This is a genomic window from Bailinhaonella thermotolerans (assembly GCF_003594875.1).
GTDB classification, from domain to species: Bacteria; Actinomycetota; Actinomycetes; order Streptosporangiales; family Streptosporangiaceae; genus Bailinhaonella; species Bailinhaonella thermotolerans.
Genome location: NZ_QZEY01000002.1, coordinates 579,130 through 593,149 on the forward strand (window position 1 = coordinate 579,130; position 14,020 = coordinate 593,149).

Here is a 14,020-nt window from a genome sequence, read left to right on the forward strand (position 1 = left end):
ATGCAGACCCCCCGCCCCCGCCGCCAACGGATTACCGCCCGCCCCGGCCCGCCGGGCGGTCAGGCCGGGCGGCCGAGGGAGATGTGCAGGGCCTCGCCCGTCTTCCGGTAGCCGACGCGGGCGTAGACGCGGGCGGCGGCGTCGTCGGCGGGGGTGAGGAAGGCCGTGCTCACGCCCGTCCCGCCGCCGGCGCGGGTCAGGAAGGCGGTGAGGGCGGCCGCGATGCCGCGCCGCCGGTGGGAGGCGCGCACGGCGATGCCCGCGACCTCGGCCACGCCCTCGCAGGGCGCGCCGATCTGCCCGGCGCCGACGACCTCGCCGGTGGCGGTCTCGACGGCGGCGGCGACGAGCCCGCCCCGGTCCAGGAGGCGCCGGAACCGGGCGACGTCGTGCTCGGTGGCCTCGGGCGCGTCGAAGGCCGCGTTCATCACCCGCGCCACCTCCCACAGGTCGGGGCCGGCGCTGACCAGGCCGAGCCCGATCGCCGGATCGGCGGGCACGTCCGTCACCCCGCCGGGCCGGCACACCAGCAGCGGGAACCGCCCCTCCGCCCGGAACCCGGCCGCCAGCAGCGCGCCCTCGACCAGCGGCGCCGCCTGCGGCACGTACTCCAGCCGCGGGACGCGCTCCCGCTCCCGGAACGCCTCCACGAGCGCGGCCACCTCCGCGTCCCCCGGCGCGGCCCCGTCGTCCGGGACGGCGTAGTTGAACGGCGGGGCGTCGTCGTGCTCATCGATCCGCATCACGAACGGCCCGCACCGCGCCGCCCCCTCGCCCGCCGCCGCCCGCAGATAGGCGTGCACCGCCGCGTTGAACATCCGGCTCCTTCCCCCAGACGATCGCCCCGCACAACCTAGACCGCGCCCCCGCCCCCCGCCCAACCGTTTTCCCGCCTCCCGCTCTCCCGGTCCCGCGCGCCCCGCCCTCGCGACCGGCGGCGGCCGGGCCCCGCGCTCGCCGTACGGACTGCGCTCGCCGTACGGCCCGCGCTCGCCGTACGGCCAGCGCGTGACGGGCGGCCAGCTCGTGACGTGCGGCGGGCGGGCGGCGGGTCAGAAGGTGATGGCGTTGAGGGTGCGGCCGTCGGTGGTGCGGACCCGGAGGGCGGCCAGGTCGGGGCGGGACAGGGCGGCGCCGCCGTGGACGTACAGGGGCTCGGGGCCGCCGGGGACGCCGTAGCCCTTCTCGGGGACGCGCCAGTTGGTGATGGTCTGTTCCCGGCCGGCGCGGTCCACGGCGATCAGCGAGCAGGTGAGGGGGCCGCGGACGCCGGTGAGCCGGAGTCCTATGTGGGTGCCCCAGGCCTTGTCCTCCAGGGCCACCGTCATGCCCACCCCGGCCGGTGACGCGGGCGCTGTGAAGCGGTCGCCGCGACCGAGGAGGTCGCGCGCGGGGCTCGCCGTGCCGTGGTGGGACGCCGGATCGGGGGTGCTCAGGGCGCTGCCGACGACGCCGCCGCCGACCGGGAGCAGGACGGCCATCGCGGCGGCGACCAGCCAGCGGTGGCGGGAGCGGCGGCGCTCGGCCTCGTTCCTGGCCCGCAGGAAGCCGATCACGTTCCCCGGCCCGGCGGCCCCGGGCTCGGCGGGGACCTCGCCGGGGTCGCCGCCGGCGTCGTCCCTGGCGGCGCGGAGGAGGCCGGCCATGCCGCCGAGGCCGGCGAGCTCGGCCGCGCAGGAGTCGCACCCGGCCAGGTGGGCCTCGAACGCGCGGGCGTCCTCGGCGGTCAGCAGGCCCAGCGCGTAGGCGGCCACGTCGGTGTGGGCGACGGACTCGTTCATGCCGTGACCCCCCTCTCCTCCAGGATGACGCGCAGCGCGCGCAGGGCGTAGTAGACGCGGGACTTGACCGTGCCGACCGGGATGCCGAGCGCCTCGGCCGCCTGGTTGACGGTGCGGTCCCGGAAGAACGTCTCCCGCAGGATCTCGCGGTGGCTCTCCGACAGCTCCTTCAGGGCCTCGCCCATCACGATGGACTGCAAGAGCGGCTCCCATCCGTCCCGCGCGGCGACGTTCCGCAGCGGCTCCTCGCCGACCTCCGGCGGCCGGGCCGTACGGCGGCGCCAGTCGTCGATCACCAGCCGCCGGGCGACCGTGGACAGCCAGGCCATCAGGGAGCGTTCCTCGCCGGCGAGCGCGCCGGCGCTGCGCCAGGCCCGCAGCAGGGTCTCCTGCACCACGTCCTCGGCCCACTGCCGGTCGCCGCCGTTGAGCCGGAGCACCACGCGCAGCAGCGGATCGTGGTACTCCCGGTAGAGCGCCTCGGCGAACGCCTCGTCGGCGTCCCCGGCCGCGCCCTGTGAAGCGGGCCGCCGGCGGCCGCGCCCGAAGCGCAGCAGCCTGCCCATCCCGGCCGGTCCCCCGGCCTTCGCCGGGTCCTCATCCGCCATGGTCCGGGTTCCCGTCGCCGATGAGCCGATGTCGTCACCGCACAGTTCCCCGCGGTCAGGATAGGCCCCCGCCGTCAGCGTCGTCAGCGCCATCTCCGTCACAGCCCGTCTCAGCCCGCGCTCCGTCGAGACGGTGTACGGCCCGGGGCCGCGAAAGGGTTCACCCCTCCCGCGGACTTCCCGGGAAACGGCCGGAACGGACCTTTTCGGAAGGCGAGCGGACCTCCCGTGAGGCGATCGCACGAGACCTCCCGGGCGTCCGAGCGGACTTCCTGGGAGGCGGCCGCGCCGAGCCCCCGGCAGAGGCCGCGCGGAGCCCCCAGGAGAGGCCCCCGGGAGAGGCCGCGCGGGGCCGGTCAGCGCAGCGCGGCGGACTCGGGCGCGAGCACCTCGCGCGGCAGGCGCCCCGCGAGCGTGGCCCAGTCCCGGATCGCGCCGGGCAGCTCGGACAGCTCCCGCTCGCCGAGGGCCTGCGGCCCGTCGCACAGCGCGTCCGCCGGGCTCGGGTGCACGTCGATCATCACGCCGTCGGCCCCGGCCGCGACGGCGGCGCGGGCCAGCGGCACGACCAGGTCGCGGCGGCCCGCCGCGTGCGAGGGGTCCACCACCACCGGCAGGTGGGACAGCCCCTGGGCCACGAGCACGGCCGACAGGTCCAGCGTGTTGCGGGTGGCGGGCTCGAAGGTGCGGATCCCGCGCTCGCACAGCACGATCGCCTCGTTGCCGCGCGAGGCGATGTACTCGGCGGCGAGCAGCCACTCCTCGATCGTCGCGCTCATCCCGCGCTTGAGCAGCACCGGCCGGCCGCTGTCGCCCACCGCCTCCAGCAGCCCGAAGTTCTGCATGTTGCGGGTGCCCACCTGGAGCATGTCGGCCCAGTCCGCGACCAGGTCCACGTCGCGGCTGTCGACCACCTCGGTGACCACGGGGAGCCCGGTCTCCGCGCGCACCTCGGCCAGGATGCGCAGCGCCTCGGCGCGCAGCCCGCGGAAGCCGTACGGCGAGCTGCGGGGTTTGAAGGCGCCGCCGCGCAGGAGCGAGGCGCCGGCCGCGCGGGCCAGGCGGGCGGCCGCCAGCGTCTGCTCGGGCGTCTCCACGGCGCACGGCCCGGCGATCAGGGTGAACGTGTCGGGGCCGATGCTCACCCCGCCGACCTCGACCACCGAGCGGTCGTCCCGCGCCGCCCTGCTGACCAGCGGGTACGGCGAGGCCGGCTCGCGGCGGACGCGGAACTCGACGAGGGCGGCGGCCCGGTCGAGGGTCGCGGCGAGCTCGGCGCGGGTCGGGGCGGTGGCGATCACGTGCCCGGCGCGGCCGTAGGCGTCCGTGGGCGGGGCGACGCGGTCGCCGGGCTCGACGGTGACCGTGACGCTCCGCACGCCGGGGAGCGCGGCGGCCAGGTCGGCGCCCGTCACCTCGGCGAGCACCCCCGCCTCGGCGGGCAGGAGGAACTGGATCCCGGCGTACCCGTCGAAGGACTCCGGCAGGCCGGGCTCCCGCCCGGCGGCGAACCGGACCTGCGCCTCCAGCAGGTCGGCGCCGGTGACGAGCCGGAACAGCTCGGGGATCATGCCCCCGGCCAGGCGCGGGTTGATCTCCACGATGGAGGCGCCGTCCGGGCCGAGCTTGACCTCGGTGTGGCTGGGCCCGGACTCCAGCGACACGGCCGCCAGCGCGTCCCGGACCGTCGCGGTCATCTCGGCGGCGGCCTCGGCGGGCAGGTCGGCGGGCAGGATGTGGCGGGTCTCCACGAAGTGCGGGCCGGGCGTGACGGTCTTCTCCACGATGCCCAGCAGACGCTGCTCCCCGCCCGCGCCGAACATCTCCACGCTGTACTCCGGCTGGTCGAGCAGCCGCTCGACGAGCACGGCCCTGCGGGTGGCCTGGCCCCGGACGTTCCTGGTGACGGCCAGGATCCGCTCCGCCTGCGCGGCGGCGTCCCCGGCGGACTCGCAGCGCAGCACGTTGGTCGAGCCCGAGTCGTCCACCGGCTTGACCACGCAGGGCAGGCCGACGGCCGCGGCGGCCTCGCGCGCGGCGTCCGGGCCGGTGACGACGCGGTGCTCCGGCTGGCGGACCCCGGCGGCGGCCAGCGTCTCCCGGAGCAGGCTCTTGTCCCGGCACCGCCCGACGGCCCCGGCGTCGGCGGCGGGCAGGCCCAGTTCCGCGGCGAGCCGGGCGGCGGCGATCAGGTAGAACTCGCTCGTGGTGGAGACGGCCGCGACCACGTCCCGGCCGGCCGCCGCGGTCACCGCCTCGCGCAGGGCCCGGTGGTCGTTGGTGTCGCAGGTGACGACGGCCGCCCCGGTGGCGTCGAGGCCCCGGTAGCGCTCCGGCCGCCCGGTGGCCAGCACCGCGCGGTAGCCGAGGTCGCGCGCGGCCGTGAGCGCCCGCATGCCGCTGCCGGTGGTGTTGGACTCGACGAAGACGAACAGCGGGGGCCGCCCGGACTCCTCCACGCGGTAGGACCAGCTCGACACGGCCGTCCCCGGGGTGACCCGCTTGGGCGCGCGGGCGAGGGGGAGGTCGCCGAGCCCGCGCTCCGCCCAGTACTCCTCGCTGTGCGCCGTCTCGGCGTAGCGGTCGCCCCGGTCGGGGAAGATCCCGACGATCCGGGTGCCGGGCTCTGCCCTGCCGGCGAGCCAGGTCAGCACGCGGTACACCGAGCCCGAGGTGTTGCCCGCGAACAGCTTCTCCTCGCGGGCCAGCGCGCGGGTCGCCTCGAAGGCCTCCCGGTCGTTGAGCCAGTGCACCTCGTCGATCAGCGAGTGGTCCAGGTTCGGCGGGACCAGGCTGTTGCCGAGCCCGCTCTGCAGCCGCCGCGGCCGGTCCGGCTGCCCGAACAGCACGCTGCCGACGCAGTCCACGCCGACCACGGTGACGCCGGGCAGCCGTTCCCGCAGCGCCCGCGCGGTGCCGCACAGCGATCCGCCGCTGCCCACCGAGCCGACGATCGTGTCGATGTCCTCCAGGTCCGCGGCCAGTTCCCCGGCCAGGGCCCGGTAGGCGGCCGGGTTCTCCGGGTTGGCGTACTGCCGCGGCCAGAACGCCCCGGGCAGCTCGTTCATCAGCTCGTCCAGCCTGGTCAGCCGCGCGCCCTGCCAGCCGTGCTCGTCCATGCGGGGCACGACGTGGACCTCGCAGCCCAGGCCGGTGAGCTTGGCCAGGGTGATCCGGTCGATCCTGGGGTCGGTGACGATGTGGACCGGGTGGCCGAGCAGCGTGCCCACGAGCGCGACGCCGAGCGCCATCGTGCCCGACGAGCTCTCCACGATCGGGGCACCCTCGGCGAGCGCCCCGGTCTCGCGCGCCCGGGTGATGATCTGCTTGGCGACCCGGTCCTTCATCGCGAAGGGGTTCTGCATCTCCAGCTTGGCGTAGACCTCCACCCCGCGGGCCGCGCCGGCGCGCAGCCGTACCAGCGGGGTGCCCCCGATGACCTCGATCAGGCTGTTGCTCAGCATCCGCGCCGCCCCATTCCGTCGAAGCTCAAACACTGGTGCACCGTGACGTCTCCCGCGATGGCCGAGCAGGCCGCGACCGCCGCGGCGGTCCGGTCCGCGTGGCCCGGCCGCGCGGGGTCGAGCAGTATTCCGAGGCTGGTGCCGCTGTGCGCGGCGACGACGCCGAGGCCGCCCACGTCCCGGCACACGCCGAGCACGCGGTCCAGCGTCGCCTTGGGCCGCAGCGCCTGGTTCATCAGCGCGCTGCGGGTGGCCACCTCGCCGACGCCGGCCAGGTCCCGCCGCCGGACCGCGCCCGTGATCCGTTCCAGCAGCCGGGCGTACTCCCGCTGGTCGCTGCCGGTGAACGGCTTGGGGATGCGGTTGAACTCGACGGTGTCGACCTCCCCGCCCTCGTCCACCCCGACCACCGTCATCGGCGGGAGCGTGCCCAGCACCGCGCGCAGCGCGACCCTGCGGTGGTGGTAGGCCACGATCGCCGGATAGAGCACCCCGTCGGTGGGCTCGATGCGGCGGAGGTAGGACTCGATCCGCGAGGGGGGCAGCGGGATCCCCAGCGCGCTGCCGACCGCCCGCGCGGTCGCCACCAGGTCCGCCGAGGAGCTGGCCATGCCCTTGCCCTCGGGCAGCCCGCTCTCGATGGTGATCTCGCCGCCCATCGGGTGGCCCGCGTCGGCCAGGATCATCCCGGCCAGCCTGAGCGTCTTGGTCTTGTGGCGGGGCCGCACGGTGATCCGCCCGGGGGCGGCGCCCCGGAACGTCGCCACCGACCAGCGGGCGATCGGCAGGGTCACCAGGAAGTCGCCGTCCGGCTCGGGCAGCACGCCCTGCAGCAGCTCGCCGAACACCCCGAACGCCGACCCCACGCCGGTCACGCCGGGGTGGGACGGCCGTGGCTCGGCCACGCTGCCCGTGCCACCGCTCACCGCCGCGCTCCGGCGGGCCCGGGCAGGGCGGCCAGCGCGGCGGCGAGGCCGGCGTCGGCCCGCGCGAGCCGTTCGCGGCGCGCCGCCCACGCCGCCGCCTCGGCGTCGAACTCGGCGGCCTGGGCGGCCAGCATCTCCCGCGTCGGCCCGGGGCCGGTGGACCCGGCGGTGCGTTTGGCCCGCAGCGCGGCGGTGACGTCCATCGCCTCCCGCAGCAGTTCCGCCGCGCCCGCCGCCTCGTGGCCGTCCTCCGCGAGCAGCCGCTCGAACAGCGCCCCGTCCGGCTCGGCCGGCGTCAGCCCCGTCCCGATCGCGGCGGCGATGTAGCGGCCCGCGACGACCTGCGCGGCGCGCCAGGGCACGCCCGCCCGCAGCGTCAGCAGGTTGGCCAGCGTGAACCCGCCGAAGTACTCCGCCTCGCACGCGCGGGCGAGGCGGTCCTCGTCGAACCGCAGGCGGTCCAGCACGCCGCCGAGCAGCCGGGCCACGGAGGCGAGGGCGTCGAAGGCCGCGGGCACCTGCGCGCCCGCCTCCTTGGACACCTCGACCGAGTTGCTGTACGGCGTGGCGCGCTGCGCCGTCGCGATCGCGTGGTAGGCCGCGCTCAGGTGCGCCGTGCGCCCGCGGATGCGTTCCAGCACGGGGAAGTTCTTCTTCTGCGGCATCGCCGAGGAGACGCCGGACCAGTCGTCCGGCAGGTCGAGGAAGCCGTGCCCCGCGCCGCCCCAGGTCATCAGGTCGGTCACGAACCGGCTCAGCGCCACGCCCAGCATGGAGAACTCGGCGCACGCCTCCAGCGCCCAGTCCCGCTGCGCCACGGCGCGCAGGGCGTGCCGCTGCACCCCGTCGCAGCCGAGCAGCGCGGCCATCGCGGCCCGGTCCCACTCCAGCTCCTGGCCCGCCATCGCGCCCGCGCCCAGCGGGCAGGTGTTCGCCGTCGCGTAGACCGGCCCGAGCCTGGACAGGGTGTGGAGGAGCTGCTCGCCGAGCGCGGCGAACCAGAAGGCCGGGCTGACGAGCTGCGCGGCCTGCATGTGCGTGTGGCCGGGCATCATCAGGTGGGCGGTGCGCCCGGCGGCGCGGAGGGCCGAGCGGCCGAGCGAGATCAGCAGCTCGGCCGTGTCCAGCACCCGGGACCGGCCGAACAGGAGCTGCGCGCACGCCTGGACGTCGTTGCGGCTGCGGTCGACGTGCCAGGCGGGCGGGACCTCGGGCAGCCCCTCGGCGACGTATCGCTCCAGCGCGAAGCACAGGTCGCTCATCGCCCCCTCCGCCGTCCGCGCCACGGCGCCGGGGGTGGCGCCGTCGAGCACCCGGGCGATGAGGACCGCCTGCTCGCCGGTGACCAGCCCCATCCGGGCGTACTCCACGAGCAGCGCCTTCTCCACCCGGACGTACTGGGGCAGCAGGTGGGCCAGCTCGAACTCGAGCTGCGGCCGGAGCACCTCCTCGCGCAGCGGTTCGTCCGGCCCCGCGGCGATGCGTCCGGTCAGGGCGGTGTGGTCGGTGCTCAAGCCGGGCTCCTCCGTCGCGACTGGTGGCGGCGGGCGTCGGGCGCGAGGCCGGCGCGCGCACCCCGGCCGCCGGCGCCGGGCCGGGCGGATTCGTCCGCTTCGTCCGCGTGCGGCTCCGGGCCGGTCCTCTGCCGGCGGCGGATGACCCTGACAGCGCCGGAAAACCCGATCATCCTCGCTTTCTCCGCTCAACCCTAGGCAACGCGCATCCCGCGCCGGACCGGCTTTGTTGCTCGTCAACACGGTGATTCTTGCGGGCAGGCCGCATTTGTTGCGGACCCGGCGGCCCGCCCCCGGCGTTTCGCGGGGAAACGGCGAGGGCCGCCGCGCGGTCGCGGCGGCCCCCGTCGCCGCTCTGTTAGCCTGCGTCCAGGACAACGCACCTCTCCTTTCTTCTCATCGGGATTCGGAGCTGCCGCCCGCGATGCGACCCGTGGAAACCGAACGCCTCCTGCTGCGCCCGTTCACCGAGTCCGACCTCGACGACCTGCACGACATCCAGCGCCGCCCCGACGTCGCGCGCTACCTCCTGTCGCACCCCCGCAGCCGCGAGGAGACCCAGGAGGCGCTGGCCGCCCGCGTCCGGCAGACCGACCTGCGGAACGAGGGCGACAACCTCGCCATCGCCGTCGAGCTGCGGGAGACGGGCCGGCTCATCGGGGACTTCAACCTGGAGTACCTCAGCGCCGAGCTGGGACGCGCGGAGATCGGTTTCGTGATGCACCCCGACCACTCGGGCCGGGGGTACGCCACGGAGGCCGGGCGCGAGGTGCTGCGGATGGCGTTCGGGACCTACGGGTTCCACCGGGTGATCGGCGTCTGCAACGGGCACAACCACGCCTCGCAGCGCCTCATGGAACGCCTCGGCATGCGCAGGGAGGCGTACTTCGTGCAGGGCGAGATGCTGAAGGGCCGCCGCGCCGACGTGGCGGTCTACGCGATGCTCGCCACCGAGTGGGCCGAGCGGGACTCCGCCGAGCGGGACTCCCCCGCCGGCGGCGCCTGAGCCCGGGCGTCAGGCCGGGAGGGCGTCCCGTTCCAGCAGCCGCCCGGCCCAGCGGAAGAACGCGTCGGCCAGCTCCGAGCGCGCAGGCTCGGGGAACTGCGAGAAGTTGGCCATCACCGTGCACCACTCGCCGAAGACCGGCCCGTCGTCGGTGATCAGGAAGTCCACGCACAGGTAACTCGCCCGCAGCTCGCGGACCACGCGCAGGCAGTCGTCCAGCACGGGCGAGAAGTCCGCGCCCGCGCGGGCCTCGCCGCCCTGCGCGATGTTGGACAGGTAGCGCCCGGCGCTCTGCTCGCGCACCATGCTCGTGACGACCTCGCCCTCCACCAGGGCCACGCGGATGTCGCCGGAGTTGGGCAGGAACTCCTGCACCAGGTAGCCCTTGCCGGTCTGCGCGGCGATGTCCACCCCCGCGCGGAGCTGCTCGAACGTGTCGGCCTTGAGCACGCCGAACCCGGTCCCGGACTCGCGGGCCTTGAGTATGTAGGGCCCGTCGCCGATCTCGCGCCGCACGATCTCCAGGCCCTCCCGGGCGTGCCGGCGGAACGGCAGCGCGACGGTCCTCGGCACCTTCAGGCCGAGCTGCGCCGCCCGGCCGACCATCGCGAGCTTGTCGCGCTCCAGCCACTCCGGCGCGACCATCGCGTGGTTGAGCACGATGGAGTCGCTCGCGTCGATGACCCGCGAGATGGCGTGCAGATAGGACACGGCCTGCGGGTCGTTGCCGATGTCGTCGACGATGTAGCACTGCCGCGTCTCCAGCAGGTCCACCCCGTCGCGCCACAGCCGCGGCCGGTCCGAGCAGGCCGGGGTCAGGTCCCCGGCCTCGACGAACCGGAAGCCGAACCCGTGCCGGGCGGCCTGCGCCGTCCACCGGTCGGTGATGTCGGCGATGATCTTGTCCAGGTGGGACGGGTTGAAGTCGCCGGGGTTGTAGACCCAGTTCACCATCCGCTCGTACGGCTTGGCGGACGGCGTCCCGGCCTCGCGTACCGCTGAGTACATCGTCACGGCTCCCGCAGCTCGATCGTGGTGGCGACCGCGGCGCTGTCGCGTCCCGCCAGGTACTCGTGGAGCGCGGCGTACCTGCCGCGCAGCAGGCGCTTGAGGACCTTGCCGGTCACCCCCTGCGGGATGTCGGCCGCCGAGGGGACCACCTCCAGCACGGCGATCTCCGGCAGGCCCGCCGCGCGCAGCGCCTTGTTGGCCGCGGCCAGCAGCTCCCCCGCGCCCACGCCCGGGTCCACCGCGGCGCACACGGCGACCGGCACCGTCTCGGCGTGGTGGCGGCCCGCGACGACGGCGCAGTCGGCGATCGCCGGGAGCTCGCTGAGCAGGAACTCCTCCATGCGCACCGAGTGGGCGGTGCCGGCGCTGGTCTCGATGGCGTCCACCGCCCGGTCCACCTGGTAGAAGTCGCCGTCCGCGTCCTGGTAAGCCAGGTCGCCCGACAGCCAGTAGCCGGCCAGCCGGCTTCGGTAGGTCGTGTCCGAGTCGTTCCAGTAACCGGCCGTGATGGTGGGGCCCCGGGCGGCGAACAGGCCGACCTCGCCGGGCCCGGCCCGCGTGCCGTCCTCGCGCAGCACCGCGACCTCGGCGACCCCGTCGGGCCTGCCCACGCACCGGTCGTCGCGGGGCGACGCCAGCGACCGGGGATGCACCATGATCCCCCAGCCCAGCTCGGTCGAGCCGAACCGGTCGTAGAACACCGCCGGGGGCAGCCCGGGGTCCCGCTTGGCCAGGATGGACCGCAGGTGGGCCTCGTGGATCGCGTCGCCCATGGTCACCCATCCGTCCACCGAGTCCAGCGCGCCGGGGGCGACCTCCGTCTCGGCCAGTTCGGCGTACGCGTGCGCGAAGGCCATCACCGTGGTCGGCCGGTGCTCCGCGATCGCCGCGGCCAGCTCGGCGCCCGTCGGGTCGTACAGCGGCACCAGCGGGGTCCCGGCCAGGATCGCGTAGCAGGCGTACATGACCGAGCCGAGGTGGGACTGCGGCTGCGCGGCCATCATGACGGCCTCGGGCGGGTCGATGAAGCCCGTGAGGCGGAACCTCGGGCCCGCGATGCTGGAGTGGTGGGTCTGCACGGCCGGCTTGGGGATCCCCGTGGTGCCGGAGGAGTGCAGGATCGACACCGGGTCCTCCGGCGCGTGCCGGAACCGGGCCTCCTCCGGCAGCGCGGCCTCGGGCGGCGCGGGCAGGTCCTCCGCGGTGACGGTCCACCGGGGGCCGTCCGGCCCGGACAGCTCGGGTTCGAGCGAGGCGGCCCGGGACTCGGTGGTGTACAGCCCGACCGGGCCGGTGCGGCGGCACAGCTCCAGCGCCGTCGCGGGCGGCGCCTTGCTGTTGATCAGCACCCCGATGGCGCCGATCTGGGCGAGCGCGTGGAAGTGCACGGAGTAGGCGAACGAGTCCTCGATGTAGACGGCGACCCGGTCGCGCGGGCGCACGCCGCGGCCCAGGTAGTACGCCGACCAGCTCTGGACCAGCCGGTCGAGCTCCCGCAGGCTGAACTCCGCGCGCGCCCCGCCCCCGCAGGCGGCCAGCGGCCTGCCCGACCTGATGAACGGCAGGTCGGGGTGCGCGGCGACGGACAGGGCCGACCGCAGCACGTTCCCGCCGCCGAGGCCCGGGTCCGCCGCGAGCCTGGCGCGGCCCTCGGGGGACAGCAGGGTGCGGCCCGGCGGCGTCCCCGGCGGCCCCGGCGGCGGCCCTGACGACGGCTCTGGCTGGAGCCCTGGCTGGGGCCCTGACTGCGGCATCGCATCGCCTTCCGCGTGGGGGGTGTTCCGGGTGGTGGGGTCGTCCCCGACCGATCGTGCTCGGCGGGGCGGCGCGCGGCGAGTGATTTGTTGCGGTCGTGCACGTCCCTTGTTGCGCCATGCCGCGTTTGTTGCCGGTTGTCCTCCAGCGGGGTCCCAGCGCATTTCCCGGCAGGTATATCTGGGCAGTCCCAGCCCCGTCGTCCCCCGGACAGGAGCGGCCCATGAAGGCGGTCGGCAGCTCACCTCCCCCCGCGTCGTCGAGGATCACCCTGGCCGGCGACCTGGACGCGCTCGACCGCGCGGAGCTGGAGCGGCTGCGGGAGCGCAACTTCGCCGCGATGCTCGACGCCGCGCTGCGCACCCCGGCCGTGCGCCGCCGCTGGCCGGACCTCAAGCCGGGCATGACCACCGCCGACCTGGCCGGCCTCCCCCTGCTGGGCAGCGACGACCTGGCCGACGGCAGCCCGCCGCACTCCGACGAGTTCCTGCTCGGCGGGGACGGGCCCGGGATGGTGCTCCGGTCGAGCGGGACCTCCAGCAAGCCGAAGATGATGTACCACTCCTGGGAGTTCAACCTGCAGGTGAGCACCCTGGGCGCGCGCGGGCTGCGGGCGGCGTCCCGGTCGGCCCCGCCCCGGCGGATCGCCAACTGCTTCTACCCCGCCGAGCTGAGCGGCGGCGCCTTCCTGTTCACCCAGGAGGTGATCCGGCTGGCGGGCGCCCGGGCGTACCCCCTGGCCAGCCAGACCAGCCCGGCCGACACCGCCGAGGTCATCGCGGAGCACGCGGTGGACGCCCTGGCGTCCAACCCGGGGTACGGCGTCGAGGTGCTGACCGGGGCCGAACCCGGGCGGACGGCCTCGCTGCGCCACTTCTTCTACATCGGCGAGCTGCTGGGCCGGGCCCGCATGCGGATGATCGCCGAGGCCGCGCCGCACGTGAAGGTGCGCTCCCTGGCGTACTCGACCTCCGAGACGGGCCCGATCGGCTACCAGTGCGAGCGGACCGGCGACGCGACCCACCACGTGCACGAGGACGCGGTGGTCGTCGAGGTCGTCGACGAGCGCACGGGGGAGCCGCTGCCGGACGGCGAGACCGGCGAGGTGATCGTGACCGCGCTCAGCGACACCGGGATGGCACTGTTCCGCTACCGCATCGGCGACGTCGGCGTGTTCGGCGGCACACCGTGCCCCTGCGGCAGCCCCGCGCGGCTGCTGACCCTGCACGGCCGTACGGCGACCTCGCTGAACATCGACACCGAGGTGGTGTCCTCGGACCTGCTGCTGGGCCGGCTCGGGCGGCTCGGGGTCACCGAGCCGGCCGACTGCCAGCTCCAGGTGCTGCCCGAGGAGCACGGGTACCGGCTGCGGCTGCTGCTGTCGAACCGGACCCCCGAGTGGATCACCCGGGAGGCGGTCGTCGACTGCCTCAGCGGCGCGCAGCAGTTGCGGGCCGTCCTGTCCAGCGCGCAGTGCCGCGGGTTCACCGTCGAGCGGGTCTCCCCCGAGCTGTTCGCGCGCACCGAGCGCGGCAAGGTCCCCGTCCTCTACGCCCACCCGATGCCCGGCTGACCCGGGGCCCGCGCGGAGCGGGACCCGGCCGGCGCAGGACCCGAACGAAGCAGGAGGAGAACCCGATGAGCACGCCGGAAGCCCGGCTGGAGGCGCTCCGCGCCGAACTGGACGCCATCGACCTGCGGCTGCTCGACGTGCTGCGGGAGCGCATCGAGCTGTGCGTGCGCATCGCCGAGCACAAGCGGGAGCACGGCGTGCCGATGATGCAGCCGCACCGCATCGGCGTCGTGCAGGACCGGGCCGCCCGCTACGGCGCGGAGCACAACATCGACCAGCGCTTCCTGCGCTCGCTGTACGACCTGGTCATCGCCGAGACCTGCCGGGTCGAGGACCTGGTCATCGGGTCCCCGGCGACGGCCGCGGACACCTGAAGGCCCCG

The 14,020-nt window shown here is 75.4% G+C and carries 10 protein-coding genes and 2 pseudogenes; 3 read left to right on the forward strand and 9 right to left on the reverse strand.

The window, feature by feature from the left end; genetic code table 11:
• Positions 1-59: 59 nt before the first annotated feature.
• The 7 genes and pseudogenes from D5H75_RS41345 to D5H75_RS07755 form a co-directional block, all read right to left on the reverse strand.
• Positions 60-818, reverse strand: a complete 759-nt coding sequence (locus D5H75_RS41345; protein ID WP_202637922.1) for a GNAT family N-acetyltransferase — start codon at positions 816-818, stop codon at positions 60-62.
• Between the two features lie 234 nt (positions 819-1,052).
• Positions 1,053-1,781, reverse strand: coding sequence for an anti-sigma factor family protein (locus D5H75_RS07735; protein ID WP_119925629.1), 729 nt, complete (start codon positions 1,779-1,781; stop codon positions 1,053-1,055).
• A complete protein-coding gene (locus D5H75_RS07740) occupies positions 1,778-2,389 on the reverse strand; it encodes a sigma-70 family RNA polymerase sigma factor (protein WP_242454048.1) in 612 nt (203 codons plus the stop codon). The genes D5H75_RS07735 and D5H75_RS07740 overlap by 4 nt, the downstream gene beginning before the upstream one ends.
• 356 nt (positions 2,390-2,745) lie before the next feature.
• A pseudogene (gene aroF / locus D5H75_RS42790) lies at positions 2,746-3,600 on the reverse strand (3-deoxy-7-phosphoheptulonate synthase); the annotation flags it as partial.
• 21 nt (positions 3,601-3,621) lie between these two features.
• Positions 3,622-5,853, reverse strand: a pseudogene (locus D5H75_RS07745) (pyridoxal-phosphate dependent enzyme); the annotation flags it as partial.
• Positions 5,847-6,779 carry a GHMP family kinase ATP-binding protein gene (locus D5H75_RS07750; RefSeq protein WP_119925631.1) on the reverse strand — a complete coding sequence of 311 codons (933 nt, stop codon included), beginning with the start codon at positions 6,777-6,779 and terminating at the stop codon, positions 5,847-5,849. The pseudogene D5H75_RS07745 and the gene D5H75_RS07750, both read right to left, overlap by 7 nt.
• On the reverse strand, positions 6,776-8,293 hold the full coding sequence (locus D5H75_RS07755) for an argininosuccinate lyase (RefSeq protein ID WP_119925632.1): 1,518 nt from the start codon (positions 8,291-8,293) through the stop codon (positions 6,776-6,778). Before D5H75_RS07755 ends, D5H75_RS07750 begins: the two co-directional genes overlap by 4 nt.
• Before the next feature lie 424 nt (positions 8,294-8,717).
• Between D5H75_RS07755 and D5H75_RS07760 the strand changes: the two genes are divergently transcribed.
• Positions 8,718-9,299, forward strand: coding sequence for a GNAT family N-acetyltransferase (locus tag D5H75_RS07760; protein ID WP_119925633.1), 582 nt, complete (start codon positions 8,718-8,720; stop codon positions 9,297-9,299).
• Between the two features lie 9 nt (positions 9,300-9,308).
• Here the strand turns inward: D5H75_RS07760 and D5H75_RS07765 are convergent, their stop codons facing one another.
• On the reverse strand, positions 9,309-10,307 hold the full coding sequence (locus D5H75_RS07765) for an ATP-grasp domain-containing protein (protein WP_119925634.1): 999 nt from the start codon (positions 10,305-10,307) through the stop codon (positions 9,309-9,311).
• 2 nt (positions 10,308-10,309) lie between these two features.
• Positions 10,310-12,064, reverse strand: a complete 1,755-nt coding sequence (locus tag D5H75_RS07770) for a class I adenylate-forming enzyme family protein (RefSeq protein WP_119925635.1) — start codon at positions 12,062-12,064, stop codon at positions 10,310-10,312.
• 224 nt (positions 12,065-12,288) lie between these two features.
• Between D5H75_RS07770 and D5H75_RS07775 the strand changes: the two genes are divergently transcribed.
• Together D5H75_RS07775 and D5H75_RS07780 are read left to right on the forward strand one after the other, a co-directional pair.
• On the forward strand, positions 12,289-13,638 hold the full coding sequence (locus tag D5H75_RS07775) for a phenylacetate--CoA ligase family protein (RefSeq protein ID WP_202637923.1): 1,350 nt from the start codon (positions 12,289-12,291) through the stop codon (positions 13,636-13,638).
• A gap of 65 nt (positions 13,639-13,703) precedes the next feature.
• A complete protein-coding gene (locus D5H75_RS07780) occupies positions 13,704-14,012 on the forward strand; it encodes a chorismate mutase family protein (protein ID WP_119925637.1) in 309 nt (102 codons plus the stop codon).
• The last annotated feature ends 8 nt before the right edge of the window (positions 14,013-14,020 follow it).

Coding starts and splice junctions, on each gene's coding strand:
- D5H75_RS41345 (WP_202637922.1), bottom strand. CDS start 818: ATGTTCAACGCGGCGGTGCACGCCTATCTGCGGGCGGCGGCGGGCGAG.
- D5H75_RS07735 (WP_119925629.1), bottom strand. CDS start 1,781: ATGAACGAGTCCGTCGCCCACACCGACGTGGCCGCCTACGCGCTGGGC.
- D5H75_RS07740 (WP_242454048.1), bottom strand. CDS start 2,389: ATGGCGGATGAGGACCCGGCGAAGGCCGGGGGACCGGCCGGGATGGGC.
- D5H75_RS07760 (WP_119925633.1), top strand. CDS start 8,718: ATGCGACCCGTGGAAACCGAACGCCTCCTGCTGCGCCCGTTCACCGAG.
- D5H75_RS07765 (WP_119925634.1), bottom strand. CDS start 10,307: ATGTACTCAGCGGTACGCGAGGCCGGGACGCCGTCCGCCAAGCCGTAC.
- D5H75_RS07770 (WP_119925635.1), bottom strand. CDS start 12,064: ATGCCGCAGTCAGGGCCCCAGCCAGGGCTCCAGCCAGAGCCGTCGTCA.
- D5H75_RS07775 (WP_202637923.1), top strand. CDS start 12,289: ATGAAGGCGGTCGGCAGCTCACCTCCCCCCGCGTCGTCGAGGATCACC.
- D5H75_RS07780 (WP_119925637.1), top strand. CDS start 13,704: ATGAGCACGCCGGAAGCCCGGCTGGAGGCGCTCCGCGCCGAACTGGAC.